General features: G+C 67.3%; 18 protein-coding genes and 1 riboswitch. Of the genes, 11 read left to right on the top strand and 7 right to left on the bottom strand.

Annotation, left to right across the window (positions count from 1 at the left end):
• Positions 1-313: 313 nt before the first annotated feature.
• Positions 314-1,759: an ExeM/NucH family extracellular endonuclease gene (locus tag AC5P68_RS13990; protein WP_049404814.1), complete on the top strand. Its 1,446-nt coding sequence runs from the start codon at positions 314-316 to the stop codon at positions 1,757-1,759.
• A gap of 301 nt (positions 1,760-2,060) precedes the next feature.
• Here AC5P68_RS13990 and AC5P68_RS13995 read toward each other — a convergent pair whose 3' ends face one another.
• Complete coding sequence (locus tag AC5P68_RS13995) at positions 2,061-2,918, bottom strand: EamA family transporter (RefSeq protein WP_049403806.1); 858 nt, start codon at positions 2,916-2,918, stop codon at positions 2,061-2,063.
• Between the two features lie 43 nt (positions 2,919-2,961).
• On the opposite strand from AC5P68_RS13995, the gene AC5P68_RS14000 reads away from it, so the two are divergent.
• The 5 genes from AC5P68_RS14000 (at position 2,962) to AC5P68_RS14020 (ending at position 9,550) form a co-directional block, all read left to right on the top strand.
• Complete coding sequence (locus AC5P68_RS14000) at positions 2,962-3,633, top strand: alpha/beta hydrolase (RefSeq protein WP_049403805.1); 672 nt, start codon at positions 2,962-2,964, stop codon at positions 3,631-3,633.
• The gene (gene zapE, locus AC5P68_RS14005; protein WP_049403804.1) at positions 3,630-4,730 is read left to right on the top strand and encodes a cell division protein ZapE; all 1,101 of its coding nucleotides are present in this window, start codon (positions 3,630-3,632) and stop codon (positions 4,728-4,730) included. The genes AC5P68_RS14000 and zapE overlap by 4 nt, the downstream gene beginning before the upstream one ends.
• Positions 4,731-5,362: 632 nt before the next feature.
• Positions 5,363-7,765, top strand: coding sequence for a ribonucleoside-diphosphate reductase subunit alpha (locus AC5P68_RS14010; protein ID WP_005407668.1), 2,403 nt, complete (start codon positions 5,363-5,365; stop codon positions 7,763-7,765).
• A gap of 144 nt (positions 7,766-7,909) precedes the next feature.
• The gene (locus AC5P68_RS14015; protein ID WP_005407669.1) at positions 7,910-8,929 is read left to right on the top strand and encodes a ribonucleotide-diphosphate reductase subunit beta; all 1,020 of its coding nucleotides are present in this window, start codon (positions 7,910-7,912) and stop codon (positions 8,927-8,929) included.
• Between the two features lie 162 nt (positions 8,930-9,091).
• Entirely contained in the window at positions 9,092-9,550 is a 459-nt protein-coding gene (locus tag AC5P68_RS14020; protein ID WP_227416083.1) for a hypothetical protein, read from the top strand.
• A 39-nt stretch (positions 9,551-9,589) separates the two neighbouring features.
• Here the strand turns inward: AC5P68_RS14020 and AC5P68_RS14025 are convergent, their stop codons facing one another.
• Positions 9,590-10,225 (bottom strand): LysE family translocator, encoded by a 636-nt coding sequence (locus AC5P68_RS14025; protein ID WP_005407671.1) that lies wholly within the window; start codon positions 10,223-10,225, stop codon positions 9,590-9,592.
• 152 nt (positions 10,226-10,377) lie between these two features.
• On the opposite strand from AC5P68_RS14025, the gene AC5P68_RS14030 reads away from it, so the two are divergent.
• The 3 genes from AC5P68_RS14030 (at position 10,378) to AC5P68_RS14040 (ending at position 12,872) form a co-directional block, all read left to right on the top strand.
• Entirely contained in the window at positions 10,378-10,779 is a 402-nt protein-coding gene (locus tag AC5P68_RS14030; protein ID WP_005407672.1) for an acyl-CoA thioesterase, read from the top strand.
• Between the two features lie 55 nt (positions 10,780-10,834).
• Positions 10,835-11,650, top strand: a complete 816-nt coding sequence (locus AC5P68_RS14035) for an NAD-dependent protein deacetylase (RefSeq protein WP_495217103.1) — start codon at positions 10,835-10,837, stop codon at positions 11,648-11,650.
• A gap of 121 nt (positions 11,651-11,771) precedes the next feature.
• Entirely contained in the window at positions 11,772-12,872 is a 1,101-nt protein-coding gene (locus tag AC5P68_RS14040) for an NADH:flavin oxidoreductase/NADH oxidase (RefSeq protein WP_005411935.1), read from the top strand.
• A gap of 3 nt (positions 12,873-12,875) precedes the next feature.
• Here the strand turns inward: AC5P68_RS14040 and AC5P68_RS14045 are convergent, their stop codons facing one another.
• Positions 12,876-13,787, bottom strand: a complete 912-nt coding sequence (locus AC5P68_RS14045; RefSeq protein ID WP_111108756.1) for a LysR family transcriptional regulator — start codon at positions 13,785-13,787, stop codon at positions 12,876-12,878.
• A gap of 114 nt (positions 13,788-13,901) precedes the next feature.
• Between AC5P68_RS14045 and purU the strand changes: the two genes are divergently transcribed.
• The gene (gene purU / locus AC5P68_RS14050) at positions 13,902-14,753 is read left to right on the top strand and encodes a formyltetrahydrofolate deformylase (protein WP_005411937.1); all 852 of its coding nucleotides are present in this window, start codon (positions 13,902-13,904) and stop codon (positions 14,751-14,753) included.
• Between the two features lie 291 nt (positions 14,754-15,044).
• On the opposite strand, the gene pncA is transcribed toward purU, so the two are convergent.
• The 4 genes from pncA to AC5P68_RS14070 form a co-directional block, all read right to left on the bottom strand.
• A complete protein-coding gene (gene pncA / locus AC5P68_RS14055) occupies positions 15,045-15,671 on the bottom strand; it encodes a bifunctional nicotinamidase/pyrazinamidase (RefSeq protein ID WP_049403799.1) in 627 nt (208 codons plus the stop codon).
• 55 nt (positions 15,672-15,726) lie between these two features.
• Entirely contained in the window at positions 15,727-16,413 is a 687-nt protein-coding gene (locus tag AC5P68_RS14060) for an epoxyqueuosine reductase QueH (protein WP_005407678.1), read from the bottom strand.
• A 161-nt stretch (positions 16,414-16,574) separates the two neighbouring features.
• A riboswitch (cobalamin riboswitch) is annotated at positions 16,575-16,804 on the bottom strand.
• Positions 16,805-16,887: 83 nt separating this feature from the next.
• Positions 16,888-18,297, bottom strand: a complete 1,410-nt coding sequence (locus AC5P68_RS14065; RefSeq protein WP_423373162.1) for a nicotinate phosphoribosyltransferase — start codon at positions 18,295-18,297, stop codon at positions 16,888-16,890.
• A gap of 64 nt (positions 18,298-18,361) precedes the next feature.
• Positions 18,362-19,411, bottom strand: a complete 1,050-nt coding sequence (locus tag AC5P68_RS14070) for a bifunctional nicotinamide-nucleotide adenylyltransferase/Nudix hydroxylase (protein ID WP_005411941.1) — start codon at positions 19,409-19,411, stop codon at positions 18,362-18,364.
• 193 nt (positions 19,412-19,604) lie between these two features.
• Here AC5P68_RS14070 and AC5P68_RS14075 point away from each other — a divergent pair, with 193 nt between their 5' ends.
• The gene (locus tag AC5P68_RS14075; protein WP_423373163.1) at positions 19,605-21,497 is read left to right on the top strand and encodes a patatin-like phospholipase family protein; all 1,893 of its coding nucleotides are present in this window, start codon (positions 19,605-19,607) and stop codon (positions 21,495-21,497) included.
• The last annotated feature ends 218 nt before the right edge of the window (positions 21,498-21,715 follow it).

Consider the following 21,715-nt stretch of genomic DNA (forward strand, 5'->3'; position numbering starts at 1 on the left):
GGACGGCCAAACCGCGAAACGGCGGAAACGTCGGAAACGTCGGAACATGGAACCGCCGAACGGGATGGCGGAACCGCGGAACGGGGGTAGAGTCGACTGTTGGTCGACTGCTCTTCCCAACGCCACCGAAAAAGCCCGCGCTGCGCGCGATAGTCGATTAACAGTCGACTCTACCCGCCGGTCGCCCCAATCGCCGCGGTCGTTCTCCGTCTGCCACCGGCGGCTTTGCCGGCCAAGGCCAAAACCGCGCGCGTCGCTGGGGTTTCGCATTTCAAGGTTAGTCTGTGCGCCTCTTCCATGGAGTCGCCCGCCGATGCGCCGCCGTTCCCTCGCCCTTGCCCTGTCCCTGCTGCTGCCGGCCGGCGCCTTTGCCCAGGCCCAGCCGCAGGCCGCACCGGCCGCGGCGCCCTCCGCTGCGCGCAGCAGCGCCACCGTGGTGCTGACCGCCGCGCCGGCCGACTGGCGTGCACTGGATGGCCAGCGCGTGCGCATCGCCGCACCGCTGACCCTGGCCGGTACCGACGGCCTGGAGCGCTTCGGCCAGCTCACCGTGGCCTTCGATGGCCGCCTCTGGCAGCCGACCGAAGTGGCCACGCCGGGCACTGCCGGCTATGAGCAGGTGATGGCCGACAACCAGCGCCGCCGCCTGGTGCTGGAAGATGGCAGCGATGCCCGCGACCCGGCCAGCGTGGCTTACCTGCCGGGCAACCCGGTGCTGCGCACCGGCATGCAGCTGCGCGATGTGCAGGGCATCGTGCGCATGGATGCGCATGGCCATCCGCGCCTGCAGGTCGAAGGCGCGCTGAAGCTGCCGGAGCTGAAGCGCCCGGCGGTGCCGACCGTGCCGGGCAACCTGCATGTGGCGGCCTTCAACCTGGAGAACTTCTTCAACGGCGACGGCCAGGGCGGTGGCTTCCCGACCCTGCGCGGCGCACGCACGCTGGAGGAACACAAGGCGCAGATGGCCAAGCTGGTCACCACGGTCAACGCGCTGGGCGCCGATGTCGCCGCGCTGATGGAGCTGGAGAACGACGGCTACGGCCCGCAGTCGGCCATCGCCGAACTGGTCGATGCGCTCAACCGCGACCGTGGCGCGCAGGGCGACTGGCGCTTTGTCGACGCGGGCAACGGCCCCGGTGACAACCCGATCCGGGTCGGCATCATCTACCGCAGCGCGCGCCTGCAGCCGGTGGGCAAGCCGGCCACGCTGACCGGTGGCCCCTTCGTCGAGCACAGCCGCGTGCCGCTGGCGCAGGCCTTCCAGGGCAAGCAGGGCGCGCCGTTCGTGGTGGTGGCCAACCACTTCAAGTCAAAGGGCTGCCGCGACGCCGCCGGTGCCGACGCCGACCAAAACGACAACCAGGGCTGCTGGAACGCCACCCGCGTGACCTCGGCGCAGCAGCTGCACGCCTGGCTGCAGACCGACCCGACCGGTACCGGTGCAAAGGACGCGGTGCTGCTCGGCGATTTCAATGCCTACGCGATGGAAGACCCGATCCGCACCCTGCATGACCTGGGCTGGCAGGACGCGTTCAAGGTCGCCAAGATCGAGCATCCCTACAGCTACGTCTACAACGGCTATACCGGCCGCCTCGACCACGCGCTGCTGAGCCCGGGCATGGCCAAGCGCCTGCGCGGTGCCGCCGAGTGGCACAGCAACGCCGACGAGCAGGATGCCAGCGGCTACCAGGGCCGCAACGTGCAGGGCCCGTGGCGCAGCTCCGACCACGACCCGCTGTTGTTGGGTTTCGACAGATAAGGTTCGGCGGGGACCTGCTCTGGGCGGGACCTTGATCGGCACGGATCCTGCCGTTGCTTTTGATCTTCCACTCCGTCTTCAAGCGAGCCGAGCATCGCAGGTGAATCAGGGGCGAAGAGGCGCCGATGTTTGAGCGCAGCGAGTTCGGCGCCGTCCCCTGATTCACCGAGAAGCGCAGGGAACCGGTGCACAGCACCGGCTCGCGGCTGGCGGCGCGTTTCTTTTGGTTACTTTTCTTTTCGCGCGAAAAGAAAAGTGACATCCCACCGCGGGCGCGGAAATGGCCCGCCGCAACCAACGCTCACCCCCAGGCGATCAACCCGATCGCCAGCACCGCCAGCGCCAGGCCGGCGCGGTTCCACCGGGTGGTCGCCTCGCCGAAGGCGAACACGCCCACCAGCGCGCCCAGCACCACCACGCCGATGTTCATGCCGGCGAACACGGTGGCCGGGCTGTCCGGCATCGACTGGTGCGCGTGCACATAGAAGAGAATGTTGCCGCCATTGAGCAGGCCCAGCAGCGCGCCCGCGCCCAGGTTGCGCCAGGCCAGCCGGCTGCGGCCACGCGCATGCCGCCACAGCTGCAGCGCCAGCATCAGCACGAAGGCCACGCTGAAGCTGGCCAGCACCGCCGCCATCGACGGCGTGCCGGACAGCGCCACCTGCTTGAGCAGCACGTCCACCACCGCAAACCCAGCCCATACCCCCAGCAGCCAGCCCCAGCCGCCGGGCGAGGACGCGACCACCGGCCCGCGTGGGCGCAGGCTGATCGCCACCATCGCCAGCAGGCCCAGGCCGAGCCCGGCCAGCTTCCACGGCGTGGCAGTCTGGCCGAAGAACAGGAAGGCGGCGGCCAATGACAGCAGCAGCGACAGCCGCTGCGCCACGTCGCTGCGGACGATGCCGGCCACCGCCACCGCGCGGCCCAGCACCAGGAAAATCGAGGGCAGCACCACCGCCAGCGCCAGCAATGACAGCCACGGCGCGTGCGGCGCGCGCAGCGAATCCAGCGGCGGCTGCAGCACCACGGCGGTGAGCGTTGCCGCCACCAGATAGTTCCAGGTGACCATCTGCGAAACATCCAGCTGGCGGCGTCCGGCCACCTTCAACAACACCGAAACCAGCACGCTGCAGATCACGGCCAAAGACAGGTAGAGCATGGGGCGGGCACAGGGCAGGGGCGGGGGACGGTATCATGGTGCCATGCACAAGCCCTTGTTCCCCGTTGCCCCCGGCGAAACCGCCTGCCTTGAACTGGACGGCCCGGCCGGCCCGCTGGAAGTGGTCGTCGACCTGCCCAAGGCCGATGCGCCGGTGCAGCCGATCGTGGCCATCATCTGCCACCCGTTGTCCACCGAAGGCGGCACCCTGCACAACAAAGTGGTCACCATGACCGCCACCACCCTGCGCGAGCTGGGCATCGCCACGGTGCGCTTCAACTTCCGCAGCGTGGGTGGTTCGGCCGGTGAGTTCGACCATGGCGTGGGCGAGCAGGACGACCTGAAGGCCGTGGCTGCCTGGGTGCAGAGCCAGCGCCCCGACGACCGCCTGTGGCTGGCCGGTTTCAGTTTCGGTTCGTTCGTTTCGCTGAAGGCCGCTGCCGCGCTGCAGCCCGAAGCGCTGATCTCGATCGCGCCGCCGGCCGGCCGCTGGGATTTCGATGGCATCGCACCGCCGGCGCGCTGGCTGGTGATCCAGGGCGAGCAGGACGAGATCGTCGACCCGCAGGCCGTCTACCAGTGGCTGGACACGCTGGATTTCCCGCATGAGCTGGTGCGCATGCCCGAGACCAGCCATTTCTTCCACCGCAAGCTGATCGACCTGCGCGGCGCGCTGACCCACGGCGTCAAGCACTGGCTGGGCGCGGCGGCATGAGCGACGTGGAACTGACCCCGTCGCAGCGGTACGCGGAAGGGGTTGCCCGTGGCGACTGGCAGAACGACCCGGCCCAGCATGCGGCGCTGGCCGAGCTGGACCGCATCCACCTGGGCCTGCTGGACAGTGCCGAGGACGGTTGGCTGGACCGCCTGTCCTCGTTCTGGAAGAAGCCCGAGCCGGTCAAGGGCCTGTACTTCTGGGGCGGCGTCGGCCGCGGCAAGACCTTCCTGGTCGACCTGTTCTACGACGGGCTGCCGATCAAGCAGAAGTACCGGACCCACTTCCATCGCTTCATGCGCAGCGTCCACGAGCGCCTGCGCGAGCACCAGGGCCAGAGCGACCCGCTGGCGAAGATCGCCCAGGAATGGCGCAGCAACCTGCGCGTGCTGGTGCTGGACGAGTTCTTCGTCACCGACATCGGCGATGCGATGCTGCTGGCGCGGCTGCTGGAGCGCCTGTTCGCCGAGGGCGTGACCCTGGTCACCACCTCCAACACCGCAGTGGAGAACCTGTACCTCAACGGCCTGCAGCGCGAGAGCTTCCTGCCGGCCATTGGCCTGCTGCAGCGCTTCTGCGTCGAGCTGTATGCCGAAGGTACCGAGGATTACCGCATGCGCGCGCTGACCCGCTCGCCGGTATACCGCGCACCGCTGGCGGCCGACAGCGATGAGTGGCTGGCCACGCGCTGGAACGAGCTGAGCGGCGGCCAGCCGGCCAAGCCCGGCAACATCGAGATCGAGGGCCGCAAGATCCCGGTGCGTGGCCGTGGCAAGAGCATTGCCTGGTTCGATTTCGCCGCGCTGTGCGAAGGCCCGCGCGGGCCCTCGGATTACATCGAGATCGCGCACGAGTTCAACACGGTGCTGCTGGGCGGCATTCCCGCCTTCGACCGCCTGAACGAAGATGCCGCGCGCCGCTTCGTCAACCTGATCGACGAGCTGTACGACCGCCACGTCAACCTGGTCTGCACCGCCAGCACCTCGCCGATCGAGCTGTACACCGGCCAGCGCCTGCAGGGCGCGTTCGAGCGTACCGCCTCGCGCCTGATCGAAATGCAGAGCGCCGAGTACCTGGGTACCCCGCACCGGGCGTGAGGGGCCTGCGGGCGTACGTTGCCGGCCAGCGGCCGGCACGACCACCCTGGGATTCCGGTAGTGCCGGCCGCTGGCCGGCAATGATCGGGGGAAGGGTGCAACGGCGTTTCCCTGCGGCCGCTGCTCCAGCCTGGCCGACACATGCAGCCTCGGGTCGCTGCCCGGCGGGCGGTCCCGGCGTCCACCGGATTCCCACCGGCTGCCCACCACCTATCCACAGGGTTGTCCCTAGCCAGTTTCATCACTGTCATGTGAAGCTGTCATTGTTCCGTTTTCGCGGTGCGTTGTACCACCGCAATGACGCCTTTCGGGCTTGACTGCGCAGCCGGTTCCGGCAGGTCTGAAGCGTCTGATCCGGACGCCGGCGGCACGATCCTTGCGGCGCAAGGGATTGCCGAATTTCACTACATTTGGCGTTGACGGGCCCCATCACCCCCACTATCTTGTGGCCGTCGGTCGCAGCAACCCCAATTCCAGGGGGGCCCGGGTACCCATCCGCGATCGTCAACGGCAGTGGCAGGCGCAGGGTCTCATCCGCTGCGACGCCGACCTGCCATCCTGGGCCGTCATGTCCCGGGCTGCGTCACCCGATGCATCGAGCACCCACCAATCACGCCAAGAGGACACACGCCGTGACCACCGAATCCAGCGCCACCATCGAGAAGGAAAGCGAATTCCTGTTGACGTCGCCGCCGACGGCCAACGCGATGAGTGTGACCAAGCGCAATGGCACGACCGAACTGGTGGACCTGAACAAGATCGTGCGCGCGGTGCAGCGTTCCTCCGAAGGCCTGCACGCCGTCGATCCGATGCGCGTGGCCACCCGCACCATTTCCGGCCTGTACAACGGCGCCACCACCCGCGAGCTGGACGAACTGTCCATCCGCACTGCCGCCCTGCTGATCGGTGAAGAGCCCGAGTACGGCCGCCTGGCTGCGCGCCTGCTGGCCAACTACATCGCCAAGGAAGTCTCGGGCCAGGAAATCTACGCCTTCTCGCAGTCGGTCAGCCGTGGCCATGAAGTCGGCCTGATCAACGACCGCCTGCTGAACTTCGTGCAGACCAACGCGCGCAAGCTCAACGATGCCATCGACATCTCGCTGGACCTGAACTTCGATTACTTCGGCCTGCGTACCCTGTACGACCGTTACCTGCTGCGCCACCCGCACACCCGCAAGGTGATCGAGACCCCGCAGCAGTTCTTCCTGCGCATCGCCAGCGCGCTGAGCGAGGACGTGTCCGAGACCCTGGCGCTGTACAAGCGCATGGGCAACCTGGACTACCTGCCGTCCAGCCCGACCCTGTTCAATTCCGGCACCACCCACGAGCAGCTGTCCTCGTGCTTCCTGCTGGACTCGCCGCAGGACTCGCTGGAGTCGATCTACTCCAAGTACGGCGACATCGCCCAGCTGTCGAAGTTCTCCGGCGGCATCGGCGTCAGCTACACCCGCGTGCGTTCGCGTGGTTCGCTCATCAAGTCGACCAACGGCCACTCCAACGGCATCGTGCCGTGGCTGAAGACCATGGATTCGTCCGTGGCCGCAGTGAACCAGGGTGGCAAGCGCAAGGGCGCGGCCTGCGTGTACCTGGAAACCTGGCACGCCGACATCGAGGACTTCCTCGAGCTGCGTGACAACACCGGTGACGAAGCCCGCCGCGCGCACAACCTGAACCTGGCCAACTGGGTGCCGGACCTGTTCATGAAGCGCGTCGAAGCCGACCAGGAATGGTCGCTGTTCGATCCGCGCGTCGTGCCGGAGTTCACCGACCTGTTCGGCGAAGCCTTCGAGGCCGCCTACCTGCAGGCCGAAGCCCAGGGCAAGGCCAACCGCACCATCTCCGCCCGCAAGCTGTACGCCCGCATGATGCGTACGCTGGCCGAGACCGGCAACGGCTGGATGACCTTCAAGGACAAGTGCAACCGCGCCAGCAACCAGACCCTGCGTCCGGGCAACGTGATCCACCTGTCCAACCTGTGCACGGAAATCCTGGAAGTCACCTCCAACGATGAAACCGCGGTGTGCAACCTGGGTTCGATCAACCTGGGCAACCACTTCGACGAGCACAACGAGTTCGATTTCGAGAAGCTGGCCGAGACCGTGCGCCTGGCCGTGCGCCAGCTCGACCGCGTCATCGACCTGAACTTCTACCCGATCGAAACCGCCCGCCGCGCCAACCTGCGCTGGCGTCCGGTCGGCCTGGGCTGCATGGGCCTGCAGGACGTGTTCTTCCGCAAGCGCCTGCCGTTCGACAGCGCCGAAGCCCGCGCCCTGTCGAAGAAGATTGCCGAAGCGATCTACTTCCACGCGCTGGAAACCTCCTGCGAGCTGGCCCAGGAACGTGGCAAGCACCCGTCGTTCAACGACACCCGCGCCGCCAGTGGCGAACTGCAGTTCGACGCCTGGAACGTGGTGCCGGAAGACACCGCACGCTGGGACGCCCTGCGCGCCCGCATCAAGGAACACGGCCTGCGCAATTCGCTGATGATCGCGATTGCGCCGACCGCGACCATCGCCTCGATCGCCGGCTGCTACGAGTGCGTCGAGCCGCAGGTGTCCAACCTGTTCAAGCGCGAAACCCTGTCCGGTGACTTCCTGCAGGTCAACCGTTACCTGGTGAACGAGCTGAAGAAGCTGGGCCTGTGGACGCCGGAAATGCGCGATGCCATCAAGCTGGCCGAAGGTTCCATCGCCGGCGTGGCGCAGATTCCGGAAACGCTGCGCGAGGTCTACCGCACCGCGTGGGAACTGCCGATGCGTTCGCTGATCGACATGGCCGCCGAACGTGGCGCCTTCATCGACCAGTCGGCCTCGCTCAACCTGTTCATGGAAAGCCCGAACATCGGCGCGATGTCCTCCATGTACATGTACGCCTGGAAGCAGGGCATCAAGACCACCTACTACCTGCGTTCGCGCCCGGCCACCAAGATCGCCAAGACCACGGTGAGCGCTGCGGCCCCGGCCAAGGTATTCAGCCCGGACGAAGCCATCGCCTGCTCGCTGGAAAACCCGGAAGCCTGCGAGGCCTGCCAGTAACACACCGCGCGGTGGGTGCCGACCGTTGGTCGGCACTCGAACACCTCGCACCTGTAGAGCCGAGCCATGCTCGGCTGCGGAAAAACACCCACGGTAGCGCCGGGCCACGCCCGGCGGCTCACCCAGGAATTCAAGGAAACACCCATGGCCGACAAGCCCAAGCAGATGCTGCTCGATCCCGGTTTTGAACTGACCCTGCGCCCGATGCGCTACCCGCAGTTCTATGACATGTACCGGAACGCGATCAAGAACACCTGGACGGTGGAAGAGATCAACTTCCAGATCGACATCACCGACCTGCACAGCAAGATGTCGCCGGGCGAGCGCCACCTGATCCACCGCCTGGTCGCGTTCTTCGCCACCGGCGACTCGATCGTCTCCAACAACCTGGTGCTGAACCTGTACCAGCATCTCAATGCGCCGGAAGCGCGCATGTACCTGTCGCGCCAGCTGTATGAAGAAGCGCTGCACGTGCAGTTCTACCTGACCCTGCTCGACAACTACCTGCCGGATCCGGAAGAGCGCGCCAAGGCGTTCTCGGCGGTGGAGAACATCGACTCGATCAAGAAGAAGGCCGATTTCTGCTTCAAGTGGATCGACTCGATCCAGAGCCTGACCCGCATCGAGACCCGCGAACAGCGCCGCCAGTTCCTGCTCAACCAGATCTGCTTCGCCGCCTGCATCGAAGGCCTGTTCTTCTTCGCGGCCTTTGCCTACGTGTACTACTTCCGTTCGCGCGGCCTGCTGCCGGGCCTGGCCTCGGGCACCAACTGGGTGTTCCGCGACGAGAGCGCGCACATGGAGTTCGCGTTCGAGTCGGTGCGCGTGGTGCGTGAGGAAGAACCGGACCTGTTCGACGAAGAGATGAAGCAGCAGGTCTACGACATGCTGGCCGAAGCCATCGAATGCGAAGTGCAGTTCGCCGAGGACGTGCTGTCCGGCGGCGTGGCCGGCATCTCCACCCGCGACATGCGCCAGTACCTGCAGCACTGTGCCGACCAGCACTTCGCCAAGCTGGGCATGGAAAAGAAGTACAACGTGCGCAACCCGCTGCCGTTCATGGAACTGCAGGACGTGCAGGAACTGACCAACTTCTTCGAACGCCGCGTCTCGGCCTACCAGGTCGGCGTGCAGGGCGAAGTCGCCTTCGACATGAACTTCTGATCGAACCGGCCCGGCCTGTCGCAACGAAGAACCCCGGCCAATGCCGGGGTTTTTCGTTGCGCATCAGAAGGATGAGCTATTCTCGCTGGACGCCAGTGGCGGCAGTGCGTCGTACCCCTGCCGGGCCTGGAGGAAAAGGGGAAGCGACTGCAGGAATGACGCGTGGACAATCCCAGCGCCGGGTTTCCGTGCGCGTGGTCCTGCCATGGTGGCGCAACTGAATGGACCCTGGAGGTCGCAATGGAGACTGCAGTGCCTGGAACAGCAACCCGCAGGACCGTGTTTCGTGGGTGGATGGGGGGACTGTTCGCCGTCCTGGTCGCCTGTCCGCCCCTCGCCCATGGCACGAACTGCGATTCCAAGGTGACCAACGTTTCCATCGATGCCAGCGGCAAGGTGTTCGTGGCGACCACCGTCTCGCCCATCCACGCGGTCTGCAACATCGTCAGCAAAGGCGACTTCAGCATGCCGCCCGAGGTTTGCAAGGCAACCTACGCCATGCTGATGAGTGCGAAGGTCTCCGCCATACCCATCCGCCTGTACTACACCAGCGTGCCGCAATGTGGCGATATCAAGGCCTGGTCGGCACAACCAAGCTTCTACCACGCTGAACTGTTCTGATTACGGGGCCGGGCGTATCGCCTGGAGGGCACGCCGCGATCAGCGCCGCCCTTCCACCGCCATGCGCACCGCCAGTCCGGCCAGCACCGTGCCCATCAGCCAGCGCTGCACCATCTGCCAGGTCGGGCGTGCGGCCAGGAAGCCGGCGATGCTGCCGGCGGTCAGCGCGATCATGCCGTTCACGCTGACGCTGACCAGGATCTGGGTGGAGCCCAGCACGATCGACTGCATCAGCACGCTGCCTTCGCTGTCCGGGTGCAGGAACTGCGGCAGCAGCGACAGGTACATCACCGCCACTTTCGGGTTCAGCAGATTGGTCAGGAATCCCATCGTGAACAGCTTGCGCGGGCTGTCCTGCGGCAGTTCGCGCACCGCGAACGGCGAACGGCCACCGGGCTTGAGCGCCTGCCAGGCCAGGTACAGCAGGTACAGCGCGCCACCGATGCGCAGCGCGTCGTAGGCGAACGGTACCGTCATCAGCAGGGCGGTGATGCCCAATGCCGCGCACAGCATGTAGAACACGAAGCCCAGTGCCACTCCGCCCAGCGAGATCAGTCCCGCCATCGGCCCCTGGCAGATCGAGCGCGAGATGACGTAGATCATGTTCGGCCCGGGCGTGAGCACCATGGCCAGCGAAACCAGCGCAAAGGCCAGCAGGTCGGAAGTGGCGGGCATGGGAGGTCCTGGCAGTGGGCGTGGCGCAGTGTAACGCCTGCTGCAGGCGCGGCCTGCGCAGGCACCGCTGCCGGGTGACCGTTGCACGTGCATTCCGATGGCCGTCACGCCGGTCGCTTAGAATCCGCAGCACCCCACACCGAAGCTCCCCCATGACCCCGATCCCCGAGACCGTGCCGCCCATCGAAGTGCGCATGGCCGAAATCGTCTTCCCCAACCACACCAACCACCTTGGCACCCTGTTCGGTGGCCAGGCACTGGCGTGGATGGACAAGGCCGCGTTCCTGGCTGCCGCCCGCTACTCGCGCCGTACCGTGGTGACCGCGCGCAGCGACCAGGTCGACTTCAAGCTGCCGATCCGCATCGGCCAGATGGTGGAAACCATCGGCCGCATCGTCGAAGTCGGCCGCAGTTCGATGAAGGTGGAGGTGGAACTGGTCGCCGAAGACCTGCACAGCGGCGAGCGCAAGCTGTGCACCCGCGGCCACTTCGTGATGATCGCGCTGGACGAGGAAGGCCACCCGATCGCGGTGCCGCCGCTGCCGGCGGCCTGACCCGGACAACCGACCGGCGCTTGCGGGGGCGCTGCGGCGCCCCCATCTGGCAGCCATGACCCCGCCACTGACCGACTTCATCGACCGCGCCCAGCGCCTGTTCGTGCTGACCGGCGCCGGCTGCAGCACCGCCTCGGGCATTCCCGATTACCGCGATAGCGACGGCCAGTGGAAACGCACGCCACCGGTGACCTACCAGGCCTTCATGGGCGAGACGGCTACCCGCCAGCGCTACTGGGCGCGCAGCCTGCTGGGCTGGCCGCGCTTCGGCCTGGCCCGGCCCAACGGTACCCACCAGGCCCTGGCCGCACTGGAAAGCCGTGGCAAGCTGCAGGTGCTGCTGACCCAGAACGTGGACGGCCTGCACCAGCGCGCCGGCAGCCGTAACGTGATCGACCTGCATGGCCGCCTGGACCTGGTGCGCTGCATGGGCTGCGAGCGCCGCAGTGGCCGCGAGGACTTCCAGCAGCGCCTGCTGGACGCCAACCCCGGCTGGGATGCGCTGGAGGCCGGCGTCGCGCCTGATGGCGACGCCGACCTGGAGACCGATTTCTCCAGCTTCGTGGTACCCGGGTGCCCGCACTGCGGCGGGGTGTTGAAGCCGGACGTGGTATTTTTCGGCGAAAACGTGCCCCGCGAGCGGGTGGAGGCGGTGCACGAGCACCTGCAGCAGGCCGACGCCGTGCTGGTGGTGGGCTCGTCGCTGATGGTCTATTCCGGCTTCCGCTTCGTGCAGGCGGCGGCCAAAGCAGGACTGCCGGTGACGGCGTTGAACCGTGGCCGCACCCGTGCAGACGACCTGCTGCAGTTCAAGGATGAACGCGATTGTGCTGAGGCCCTGGCGTCGGTTATCGAACCATCGGCTGGGTAGAGTCGACTGTCAGTCGACTCTACAGGCCACCCGCCGCCGCGAAACAGCGATCCATCCAGATGGTTGATCCCGGAGCCGTGCGGCGGTGCAATACGCATCCCCTACGTCGTCCATCACTGTCTTGAGCCAGCTGTTTTCGCCGATCTCGTTCGGCCCCCTGACCCTGTCCAACCGCATCGTCGTCGCGCCGATGTGCCAGTACTCCGCCGAAGACGGCCGCGCCAGCGACTGGCATGCCATGCACCTGGGCAACCTGGCGCAATCCGGCGCCGGCCTGCTGATCCTGGAAGCCACCGCGGTCGAGCCGCGTGGCCGCATCAGCTGGGCCGACCTGGGCCTTTGGGATGACGGCACCGAGGCCGCGTTGGCACAGGTACTGGCCAGCGTCCGCCGCTGGTCGCCGATGCCGCTGGGCATCCAGCTCGGCCATGCCGGTCGCAAGGCCTCGGTGAACCGCCCTTGGGACGGCGGTGGCCAGCTGCCGGCCGACGATGCGCGTGGCTGGGCCACCGTGGCGCCGTCGCCGCTGCCGTTCCACGCCGCCGATCCGGCACCGCAGGAACTGGACGAGGCCGGCATCGCCGAGGTCATCGCCGCCTTCGCCGCCAGTGCGGTGCGTGCCGAGCGCCTCGGCTTCGAGCTGATCGAGCTGCATGCCGCCCACGGCTACCTGCTGCACCAGTTCCTGTCGCCGCTGAGCAACCGTCGCACTGATGGCTACGGTGGCTCATTGCCGAACCGCCTGCGCCTGCTGGTGGAAGTGTTCGACGCCGTGCGTGCGGCGGTATCGGACAAGGTCGCCGTGGGCGTGCGCATCTCCGCCAGCGACTGGGTCGATGGCGGCTGGGATCTGGTGCAGAGCGAAGCGCTGGCCCAGGTGCTGGACGCGCGCGGCTGCAATTTCCTGCACGTCTCCAGCGGTGGCCTGGACGAACGCCAGAAGATCACCGTCGGTCCGGGCTACCAGGTGCCGTTCGCGGCAGCGATCAAGGCCAAGGTGCGCATGCCGGTCATCGCCGTGGGCATGATCACCGAGCCCGAGCAGGCCGAATCGATCCTGCGCCATCGCCACGCCGATGCCGTGGCCCTGGCGCGCGGCATCCTCTACGACCCGCGCTGGCCGTGGCATGCCGCTGCCGCATTGCGCGACAGCGTGGAACCTGCGCCACAGTACCTGCGCTGCGAGCCGCGCGATGCGCGCGGCGTGTTCAAGACGCGCTGAGGCTCACACCCGCCAGGCCGGCGCGATGCCGGCCTGAAGGTGTTCGAACAGCGCGCGGATCTTGGCGGTGAAATCGCGGCGGTCGCTGACGCAGAAGTAGACCTCCATCGGTTCCGGGCGCCACGCGGTGTCGGCGCCGAACACCGCCTGCAGGCGGCCCTCGCGCAGGTACGGCTCGGCCACGAATGCGGCCAGCCGGGTGATGCCGGCACCGGCCGCCGCCAGCGTCGCCAGCGCATCGATGTCATCGCAGACCATGCTCGGTGGCAGCGTGGCGTCCACGCGCTGGCCGTCCTTCAGCAGGCCCCAGCGCAATGGCCGGCCATCGGTAGGGAAGCGGTGCAGCAACCCGCGATGACCGCCCAGTTCGGAAGGCTGTTGCGGGGTGCCGTGCGCCTTCAGGTAGGCCGGCGAGGCACAGAACACGAACGGAACACGCGCCAGCTGCCGCGCGACCACGCCGTCCTCCAGCTGCGCCCCGATGCGGATGCTGGCATCCACCGCTTCCGGCCCATGCTGCACGGCGCGGTCGGTCAGGCGCAGCTCCAGCTGCAGTTGTGGGTAGCGCTGCTGCAGTGAAGGCAACAAGGGGGCAAGCACGTGGCGACCGAAGGCGCTGCTGCTGGCGATGCGCAGCGGCCCGGCCGGTTCGATGTCACCGGCGGTGACCATCGCCTGCGCGCGCGCCAGGTCGGCTTCGATGTGGCGCACCTGCGCCAGGTACAGCGCGCCGGCCTCGCTGAGGGCCAGCTGCCGCGTACTCCGGTTCAGCAACCGTACGCCCAGATGGGCCTCCAGCCGGTTGATGTTCTGGCCGACCGCGGTGGCGCTGATGCCAAGGATGCGGGCCGCGGCGGCAATGCTGCCGGTCTCTGCGGTGCGGGTGAAGCTGCGGATCAGTTGCAACAGGTTCATGACCGACCAGCTTGCCACGGGAAGGTCCAAGTATCGCTTGGTACTGAACCAAGCAGGTCGGTTGCACCCGTGATCATCCGGCCGCTGGGCAGGGCGCTGCCCTACACTGTGGCGATGCGCCCCGATTCCATTCTTACCCTGTCATGCCCCGACCGCACCGGCATCGTCTACCGCGTGTCCGGCCTGCTGTTCGACCACGGCTGCAACATCCTCGACGCCCAGCAGTTCGGCGATGAGGAGAGTGGCCGCTTCTTCCTGCGCGTGCACTTCGACCGCGATGCCGGCCTGCCGCTGGAGACCGTGCACGCCGCCATGGCCACGCTTGCCGAAGGCTTCGGCATGGACTGGCAGCTGCACGATGGCCGACGCCGCGCGCGGCTGCTGGTGCTGGTCAGCAAACAGGGGCATTGCCTCAACGACCTGCTGTTCCGCGCCCACAGCGGCCAGCTGAAGGTGGACATCGCAGCAGTGGCGTCCAACCACGCCGACTTCGCGCCGCTGGCGGCGTCCTACCAGGTGCCGTTCCACCACCTGCCGGTGACCGCCGATACACGCGCGGTGCAGGAGCAGCAGATCATCGACCTCGTCGAGCGCGAACGCATCGACCTGGTGGTGCTGGCGCGCTACATGCAGATCCTGTCACCCACGCTGTGCCGCGCGCTGGCCGGCCGTGCCATCAACATCCACCACAGCTTCCTGCCCAGCTTCAAGGGCGCGCAGCCGTACCACCAGGCACACGCGCGTGGGGTCAAGATCATCGGCGCCACCGCGCACTATGTCACCGAGGACCTGGACGAAGGCCCGATCATCGAACAGGACGTGGCCCGCGTGGACCACGCGATGGCACCGCGTGAACTGGTGCGGCTGGGCAGCGATACCGAATCGCTGGTGCTGGCACGCGCGGTTCGCCGCCATGTGGAGCACCGCATCCTGCTCAACGGGCATCGCACGGTGGTATTCCGGTAATCGCCCATCCCGCGTCCGCCGGGCATGGCCCGGCGCTACCACGGGTGCTATCCGGTAGTGCCGGCCGCTGGCCGGCAACTGCAGAGGTCCCGAGGTTGCCGGCCAGCGGCCGGCACTACCGAATCTTGATTTCATCCAATGAAAAGCCCCCGGTTCGGCCGTCCCGCGATCTATAGGGGGGCGTAGTTAGGGGGCTGGATGAATCGATTGTGTTGTTGTGGGCAGGAGCGCGCAAGCGGCATAGCGACGTGCGCGGTAGCGCCGCGCCGGGCCATGCCCGGCGGTCACGCCTCAGACGATCGCGATCCCCGCCTTGCCCAGCGCCTCGCGCACCATCACGTCGTTGGCTTCGGTCACCGGCTTGGTCAGCTCCCACAGGAACTTCACCCGGAAGCCGGACTTCACCGCGTCCTGCGCGCTCCACAGCACGCAGTAGTCACGGGCCAGGCCGCATACGTGCACTTCGCGGATGCGGCGTTCATGCAGCCAGCCGGCCAGGCCGGTGGCCGGGCGCTCGCCCTCGGGGCCGTGGTTCTCGCGGAAGGCGCTGTACGAATCCACCTGTTGGCGCGTGCCCTTGCGCAGGATCAGGTCGGCCACGGTCCAGTCCACGCCCGGGTGCAGGGCGGCACCGGCGCTGCCCTGCACGCAGTGGTCCGGCCACAGGGTCTGCGGCTGCGCGTGCAGCAGGATGGTCTCGAACGGGCGTTGGCCGGGGTGCTGGCTGGCGAACGAGGCATGGTCGGCCGGGTGCCAGTCCTGTGTTGCCACCACGGTGCGGTAGCGGCGCTGCGCCAGCAGATCGGCAATGGGTGCCACCAGCGCATCGCCCTGGTCGCAGGCCAGGGCGCCACCGGGCATGAAGTCCGGCTGCAGGTCGATCACCAGCAGGGCGACATCGGCGGGCAGGGCGGTCATGGCAGTTCCGGTACAACAGAAGGGGCGACCAGCGTGGCCGCCCCATGCCTGCACGTCAATCGTCCTGCGGCGTCCCAGCGTCCTGCCCGTAGTACAACAGGCCGATCTTGATCCGCTCGCGGCCATTCTCGCGGCGATGGCGGTTGGCATCGCGCAGCGAGTACACGCAGCCGCAGTATTCCTGCTGGTAGAACTGCTCGCGCTTGCTGATCTCGATCATGCGGCTGGCACCGCCGCCCTTGCGCCAGTTGTAGTCCCAGTACTGCAGGCCTTCATAGCGCGAGGCGGCGCGGATGCCGCAGTCGTTGATCTGCGCCATGTTCTTCCAGCGCGAGATGCCCAGCGAAGAACTGATGGTGTCGTAGCCGTGCTCGTGCGCGTACAGCGCAGTGCGCTCGAAGCGCATGTCGAAGCACATCGTGCAGCGGATGCCGCGTTCAGGCTCGTTTTCCATGCCGCGTGCACGGCTGAACCAGTTGTCGGTGTCGTAGTCGCAGTCGATGAAAGGAATGCCGTGCTGCTCGGCGAAGCGGATGTTCTCCTGCTTGCGCAGCTCGTACTCCTTCACCGGGTGGATGTTGGGGTTGTAGAAGAAGATCGCGTAGTCGATCCCGGAGGCGGTGATCGCCTCCATCACTTCGCCGGAACAGGGCGCGCAGCACGAATGCAGCAGCAGGCGCTTGCCGTCGGCGGGCAGGGTCAGGGTGGGGCGTTGGAGCTCGGTCATCGTCAGGTACCGCATGGACCGCCGGCAACGGCGGTGGCCCATGCATCAGCGCGTGGGTGAACGGGTCTGGCCGGATACCGTGAACAGGACGCGCGCGGCCACATCGCCTGCACGCGCAGGACGACGACGGCCCCGGCAACCTCCCCGCGGAGATTCCAGGTCGAGTCAGGGGACGGTCGTGTCCCCCGGCCGGGGCCGGTATTCGGGCTGATGGACTCGGGCCGCAGCCCACCTACTACCTGCCGCTTCCCAGGCGCGAGCCCAGTGCTGTTGGCAGGATTCGTTTCCATTCACCGCTGCGGGGCAGCTCCGGAATGGACGCGCGAGGCGCCTTCACCGGATTCCCGTTTAAATCCCTCCCCGCGCCGCAGCGATGGGAGGGATACCTTCGGCGTGTGCAAGGTGGACCTGTTGGTGGCGCCGGTCAAGAGCGCAGGGGGCAGAGCCCGCTGCGCTGCAACGGGATCCAACCCCGGTCGGGATGCACCTTCAATGCCCCACGGCCGCCCGCGTGCGGATGTCGTCCAGCCGCTGGTCGTGCAGCAGGCGGCCGTTCTCCCACACGGTCACCATTGCGTCCTCGAAGCCGTCCGGCAGGGTGTCGTCGCCATTGGCCGGCAGTGGCACCGTATGCAGGCTGCCATCGTCCAGGCGGCGCAGCAGGCGCATGCGGCCACGCTTGCTGGCCTTGCCGGCGTCGGTGACCGGATCCTTGTAGACGTCGATCCACTCACCCTCGACCCGTGCGGCCGAGCACTTCAGCGCGAACTTCTGCGTATCGCGGTCCAGCCGCTGCAGCAGTGCACCGCCCATGCCGAAGGCCACGTTGTCGACGGCGTAGCCGTCGTCGGTGATGCGCTGCAGGATCGCGCGGATGGTGTCCGGATTGATGCCATCGCCCTGGATCACCCGCACGTGGTTGAGCACGCGATAGCCCTTGCCGTTGAGGCTGTGGCCGAAGGCTTCATCCAGCCGGCGCAGGCTTTCGGCCACCACCTCCACCGGGTCACCCGAGTCGGGACGGATGACCAGGGTGGCGCCCGACGCGATCACGTCATCGCGCAGGGTGGTGCCCCAGTGTTCGCTGATCGCGCGGTAGATGTCATAGCTGTCCGACACCACCGCCACGATCGAACCGGGCTTGCCGAACTGGCGCAGCATGTTGCGATAGGCGTCCACCTCGCGTTCGCGGCCCCAACTGGTGATGGTGCTGTGCTCGGCGGCCGGAATCGAATAGCCGGCCATCGGCGCGTGGTAGTGCGCGCGTGCCAGGCACAGCGCCGACACGGTATCGGTGCCGAGGAAGTTGACCAGGTGCGCGGCACCGCCCAACGCGGCCGATTCCAGGCTCGATACACCGCGCGCGCCGAAGTCGTGCAGCTTGAACGGCAGCTGCCCCTGCGGGTCGTCGCTGGTCTGCTGCAGGAACGCGGCGATGGTCTGCCGTGCGTGCCAGCTGATGGTGGCCACGGTGACCGGATACCACACGCGCAGCAGCAGCGTTTCCAGATACGACGGCACCCAGAACGCAGCCGGATCGGTCGACTCGATGGTCATCAGTGCCTGGTGGGTGGGCACCACGCTGCCCTCGGGAACGGCGCAGATGCGCACCGGCAGGTGGCCGCCAAGCCGGTCGACGATATCGCGCCAGCCGGCCTCGTTGAACGGTTGGCCATGGGCGGCGAATACCGCAGCAGCGTCGTCGATGTCGGCGTGGGTGACCGGTCGTGCCAGCGCGTCCTTGAGGATCGCCTGCAGGCCGAAGAACACCGTGCGATCGTGCAGGCCGCCACGTGATTCGACGTAGAAGAACGTGGCATCGGTACCCGGCGGGTACTGCAGCCAATGGCTGGCCTTGTAGCTGTCGGTGTTGAGGAGAAGATTATCGAGGTAGTGCATGACGGAAGCTCCTTCGCGTCGAGTGACACCAGCGGTCTGTCCGCCAGTGGGGAGGCCGGGCCTGTCAGCCGCGGCCGAGGAAATACTCCAGGATGTGCAGGTGGTCTTCGAACAGCTGCGGGCCCATGTCCAGGGCTTCACTCACCGGTATCCAGCGCGCCTTGTCGGCGTCATCGCCGCCGCGCACCGGCGGCAGGTCACCGGCCGGAAACTCGAAGTGGAAGCCGTGGGTGATGGTGCGGCCGCGCTGGCTGCGGTCGGGGTGGTCGAAGACCTGCTGGCCCTTCAGCGAACCCTTCAGCACCGGCAGTGGAATCTTCAGCCGGGTTTCCTCGCGCAGTTCGCGCAGGCAGCTGTCGAGCAGGCTCTGTTCCTGGCCGACGAAGCCGCCGGGCAGCGCCCACAGCCCCTTGCCGGGTTCCGAGCGGCGACGCACCAGCAGCACGTGTCCTGAATGCACCACCACCGCATCGGTGGTGACGAAGGTGGGCGCGTAGGGCGCATCCTTCCAGGCGGCCTTGTACTGTTCGATGAAGCGGTACTCGGCCACCAGTTGGCCATACGCAGGCGCGCTTTTGCGGAACGCTTCGAGCATGTCGTACACCGGCGCCGGCACATTGCCACGCAGCATCAGCAGCGCGCCGTGGAAGTCGACGTCGCCGGCTTCGAACAGGTAGCGCCGCAGCTCGGTGGCCGACAGGGTGGCGGTATGCTGCACGTCCACCAGCGGCCACTGCGGGAACTCGCGCAGGTAGTAGCTGGACGCGTCCTTGTCCATGCCGATCAGGCCCACCTTCGCATCGGCGGCGGCGCCGTCGTTGCGCAGGGCTTCAGCCACCTGGCGCTGCACGTTGGCGATCCACTGCGCTTCGTTGTACAGGTGGTCACGCAGCGGGCGGATCAGCAGACGGTCGGTGTGGCCATCGAGGGCGGCCTGGATCATCACGGCGCGTTCGGCCACGGTCCAGGGATTGCGCAGGCTGCGGGGGGTATCGGCAGAGCCGACCAGGAAGATCAGCTTGCGGGCCCGGCTCAGGGCCAGGCGGGCAACGGCGGCGTGGCCGTTGTGGAAGGGCTCGAATCGCCCGATGAAGACGAGATAGTCGAATTCCATGAGAATCCCTCATGTCGTTGTGGCAGCCGCGGGTCTGTCCCTTGGCTTGCTGCAGATGCTACGCCGATGGCGGGGCGGGTCAAGCCTGCAGCCGTGCTTTCTGCTGAACGGCGCATTGCGTGCGCGGACTGCGCCGTTGTTCTCAGGCCCTGAGAAGCCCCTGCGCCATACTGGCACCCACGCGGCGGACGGCATGCTCGGGGGCAAGACAGTGGCGGACAAGTACTGCGATCTGGTCATGAAAGGCGGCATCACCAGCGGCATCGTGTACCCCAATGCGGTACTGGCGCTGGCGCGCGAGTATCGCTTCAAGAGCATCGGCGGCACTTCGGCCGGCGCCATCGCCGCCGCCGTGGCGGCTGCGGCGGCCTGCGGTGATCGTCGCCAGCAGGCCGGCGAGCACCTGCCCGGCGATGCAGGCTATGGCGGGTTGTCGGCGGTGTCGGCGCAGCTGTCGCGGCGCGGCTTCATCTACAGCCTGTTCCAGCCCGCACGCGGCGCACGCGCGGCCTATCGCCTGCTGGTGGTGCTGACCGGCAATGCCAGCCTGCCGCACAAGCTGCTGTGCCTGGCCGTTGCCGTGTTCGAGATCGCGCCGCTGGAAGTGCTGGTGTCGCTGGCGCTGCTGCTCGGCCTGGGCTGGTGGGGCGGTGGTTGGAGCGGGGTGGCGGCCACGCTGCTGCCGTCTCTGCTGTGCGCGTACGGTGCGGGTGTGGCCGGTGCCGCGCTTCGTGTGGCACGCGTGGCGCGACGCAATCTGCTGGGCCTGTGCAGCGGCCTCGGCCGCGATGCACGCACGCCGGCACTGACCGAGTGGCTGCACGAATGCCTGCAGCAGTTGTCCGGCAAGCCGCTGGATGCACCGCTCACCTTCGCCGACCTGCACGATGCGCCGCGCTATGCCGGCGAGCCGGACAGCCCGCATGCGATCAGCCTGCAGATGATCACCACCTGCGTGTCGCACAACGAGCCGCGCACGCTGCCGCTGGGCGGCGCACAGTTCTGGTTCCTGCGCGAGGAATTCGAGCAGCTGTTCCCGGCCAGCGTGGTGCAGTGGCTGGTGACGCAGGCCGGCCCGCCGCTGGAGGTGGAAGGGCGGCAGTACTACCACCTGCCGCCGGGCCCGAAGCTGCCGGTACTGGTGGCCACGCGCATGAGCCTGAGCTTCCCGCTGCTGATCAGCGCGGTGCCGCTGCATGAACCCTCACGCCGCGAACGACGCTGCGAGCCGACCGCGCCGGCGGCCGACCCCGAGCACAACGTGGCCGACAGCATGGAAGGGCTGACCAGCGCCGGGCAGGCTTGCGGCCCGGTGATCACCGCCTTCCGCATCTGCTGGTTCTCCGATGGTGGCATCAGCAGCAATTTCCCGATCCATCTGTTCGATGCCGCGTTGCCGCGCTGGCCGACCTTCGCCATCAATCTGGTCTACCCGCAGCACGCTGAAGAGGTGAACCACGGCAGCAGTGGCCGCCAGTCGCTGGAGCACGCGGTGTTCCTGCCCACCGAGAACCGACACGGCTGGCAGCGCACCTACCAGTCGATCGCCACACCGCTGGCGGCCGCCGAGCTGGGCCGCTTCCTGTTCGCGGTGGTGGCGACCATGCAGAACTGGCGCGATCTGCTGCAGGCGCGCGCGCCGGGCTACCGCGACCGCATCGTGCACGTCAGCCTGCAGGGCGACGAAGGCGGCATGAACCTGGACATGCCGCAGGAGGTGCTGACCCGCATCGCCGACAAGGGCAGCCTGGCCGGTGCGCGCTTCTGTTCGTTCTCGTTCGAGAACCACTACTGGATCCGCTGGCGCAACCTGGCCTCGGCCTACCAGCGCTACACGGTGGAAGTGGCACGCACCGATGATCCGGCGCAGCAGGTACTGGCCTACCGCGCGGCGTACGCGATGGTTGCCAGTGGCCAGCCGACGCCACCGTCGTACAAGCTGGGCTCGGAAGACAAGCGGCTGGCCTCGCAGCAGCTGTGGGGGTTGATGGTCGAGCAGGGCCGCAGCTGGGAGGACCTCGGCCCCGACCTCACTGACGGTGCACCACGCCCGCTGCCGCAGATGAAGGTGACCCCGATCTACTGAGCCGGTAGTAGATCCACGCCATGCGTGGATGCATTTCGCGCAGGGCCAGAGCGTGCCGACCAACGGTCGGCACCCACCATCAGCATCAGCATCAGCATCAGGTTCCAGCAGCAGGAGGAAACTGTCGAAGGCGGGCTGGTGTCGGATTGCGGGGTGTCCGCGGCATGGATGCCGGGGGTCACTTCAGGGACGGGTTCACGGCGTCCCCGCAATCCGAC

It is taken from the genome of Stenotrophomonas sp. YJH_SMC_58, assembly GCF_059369635.1.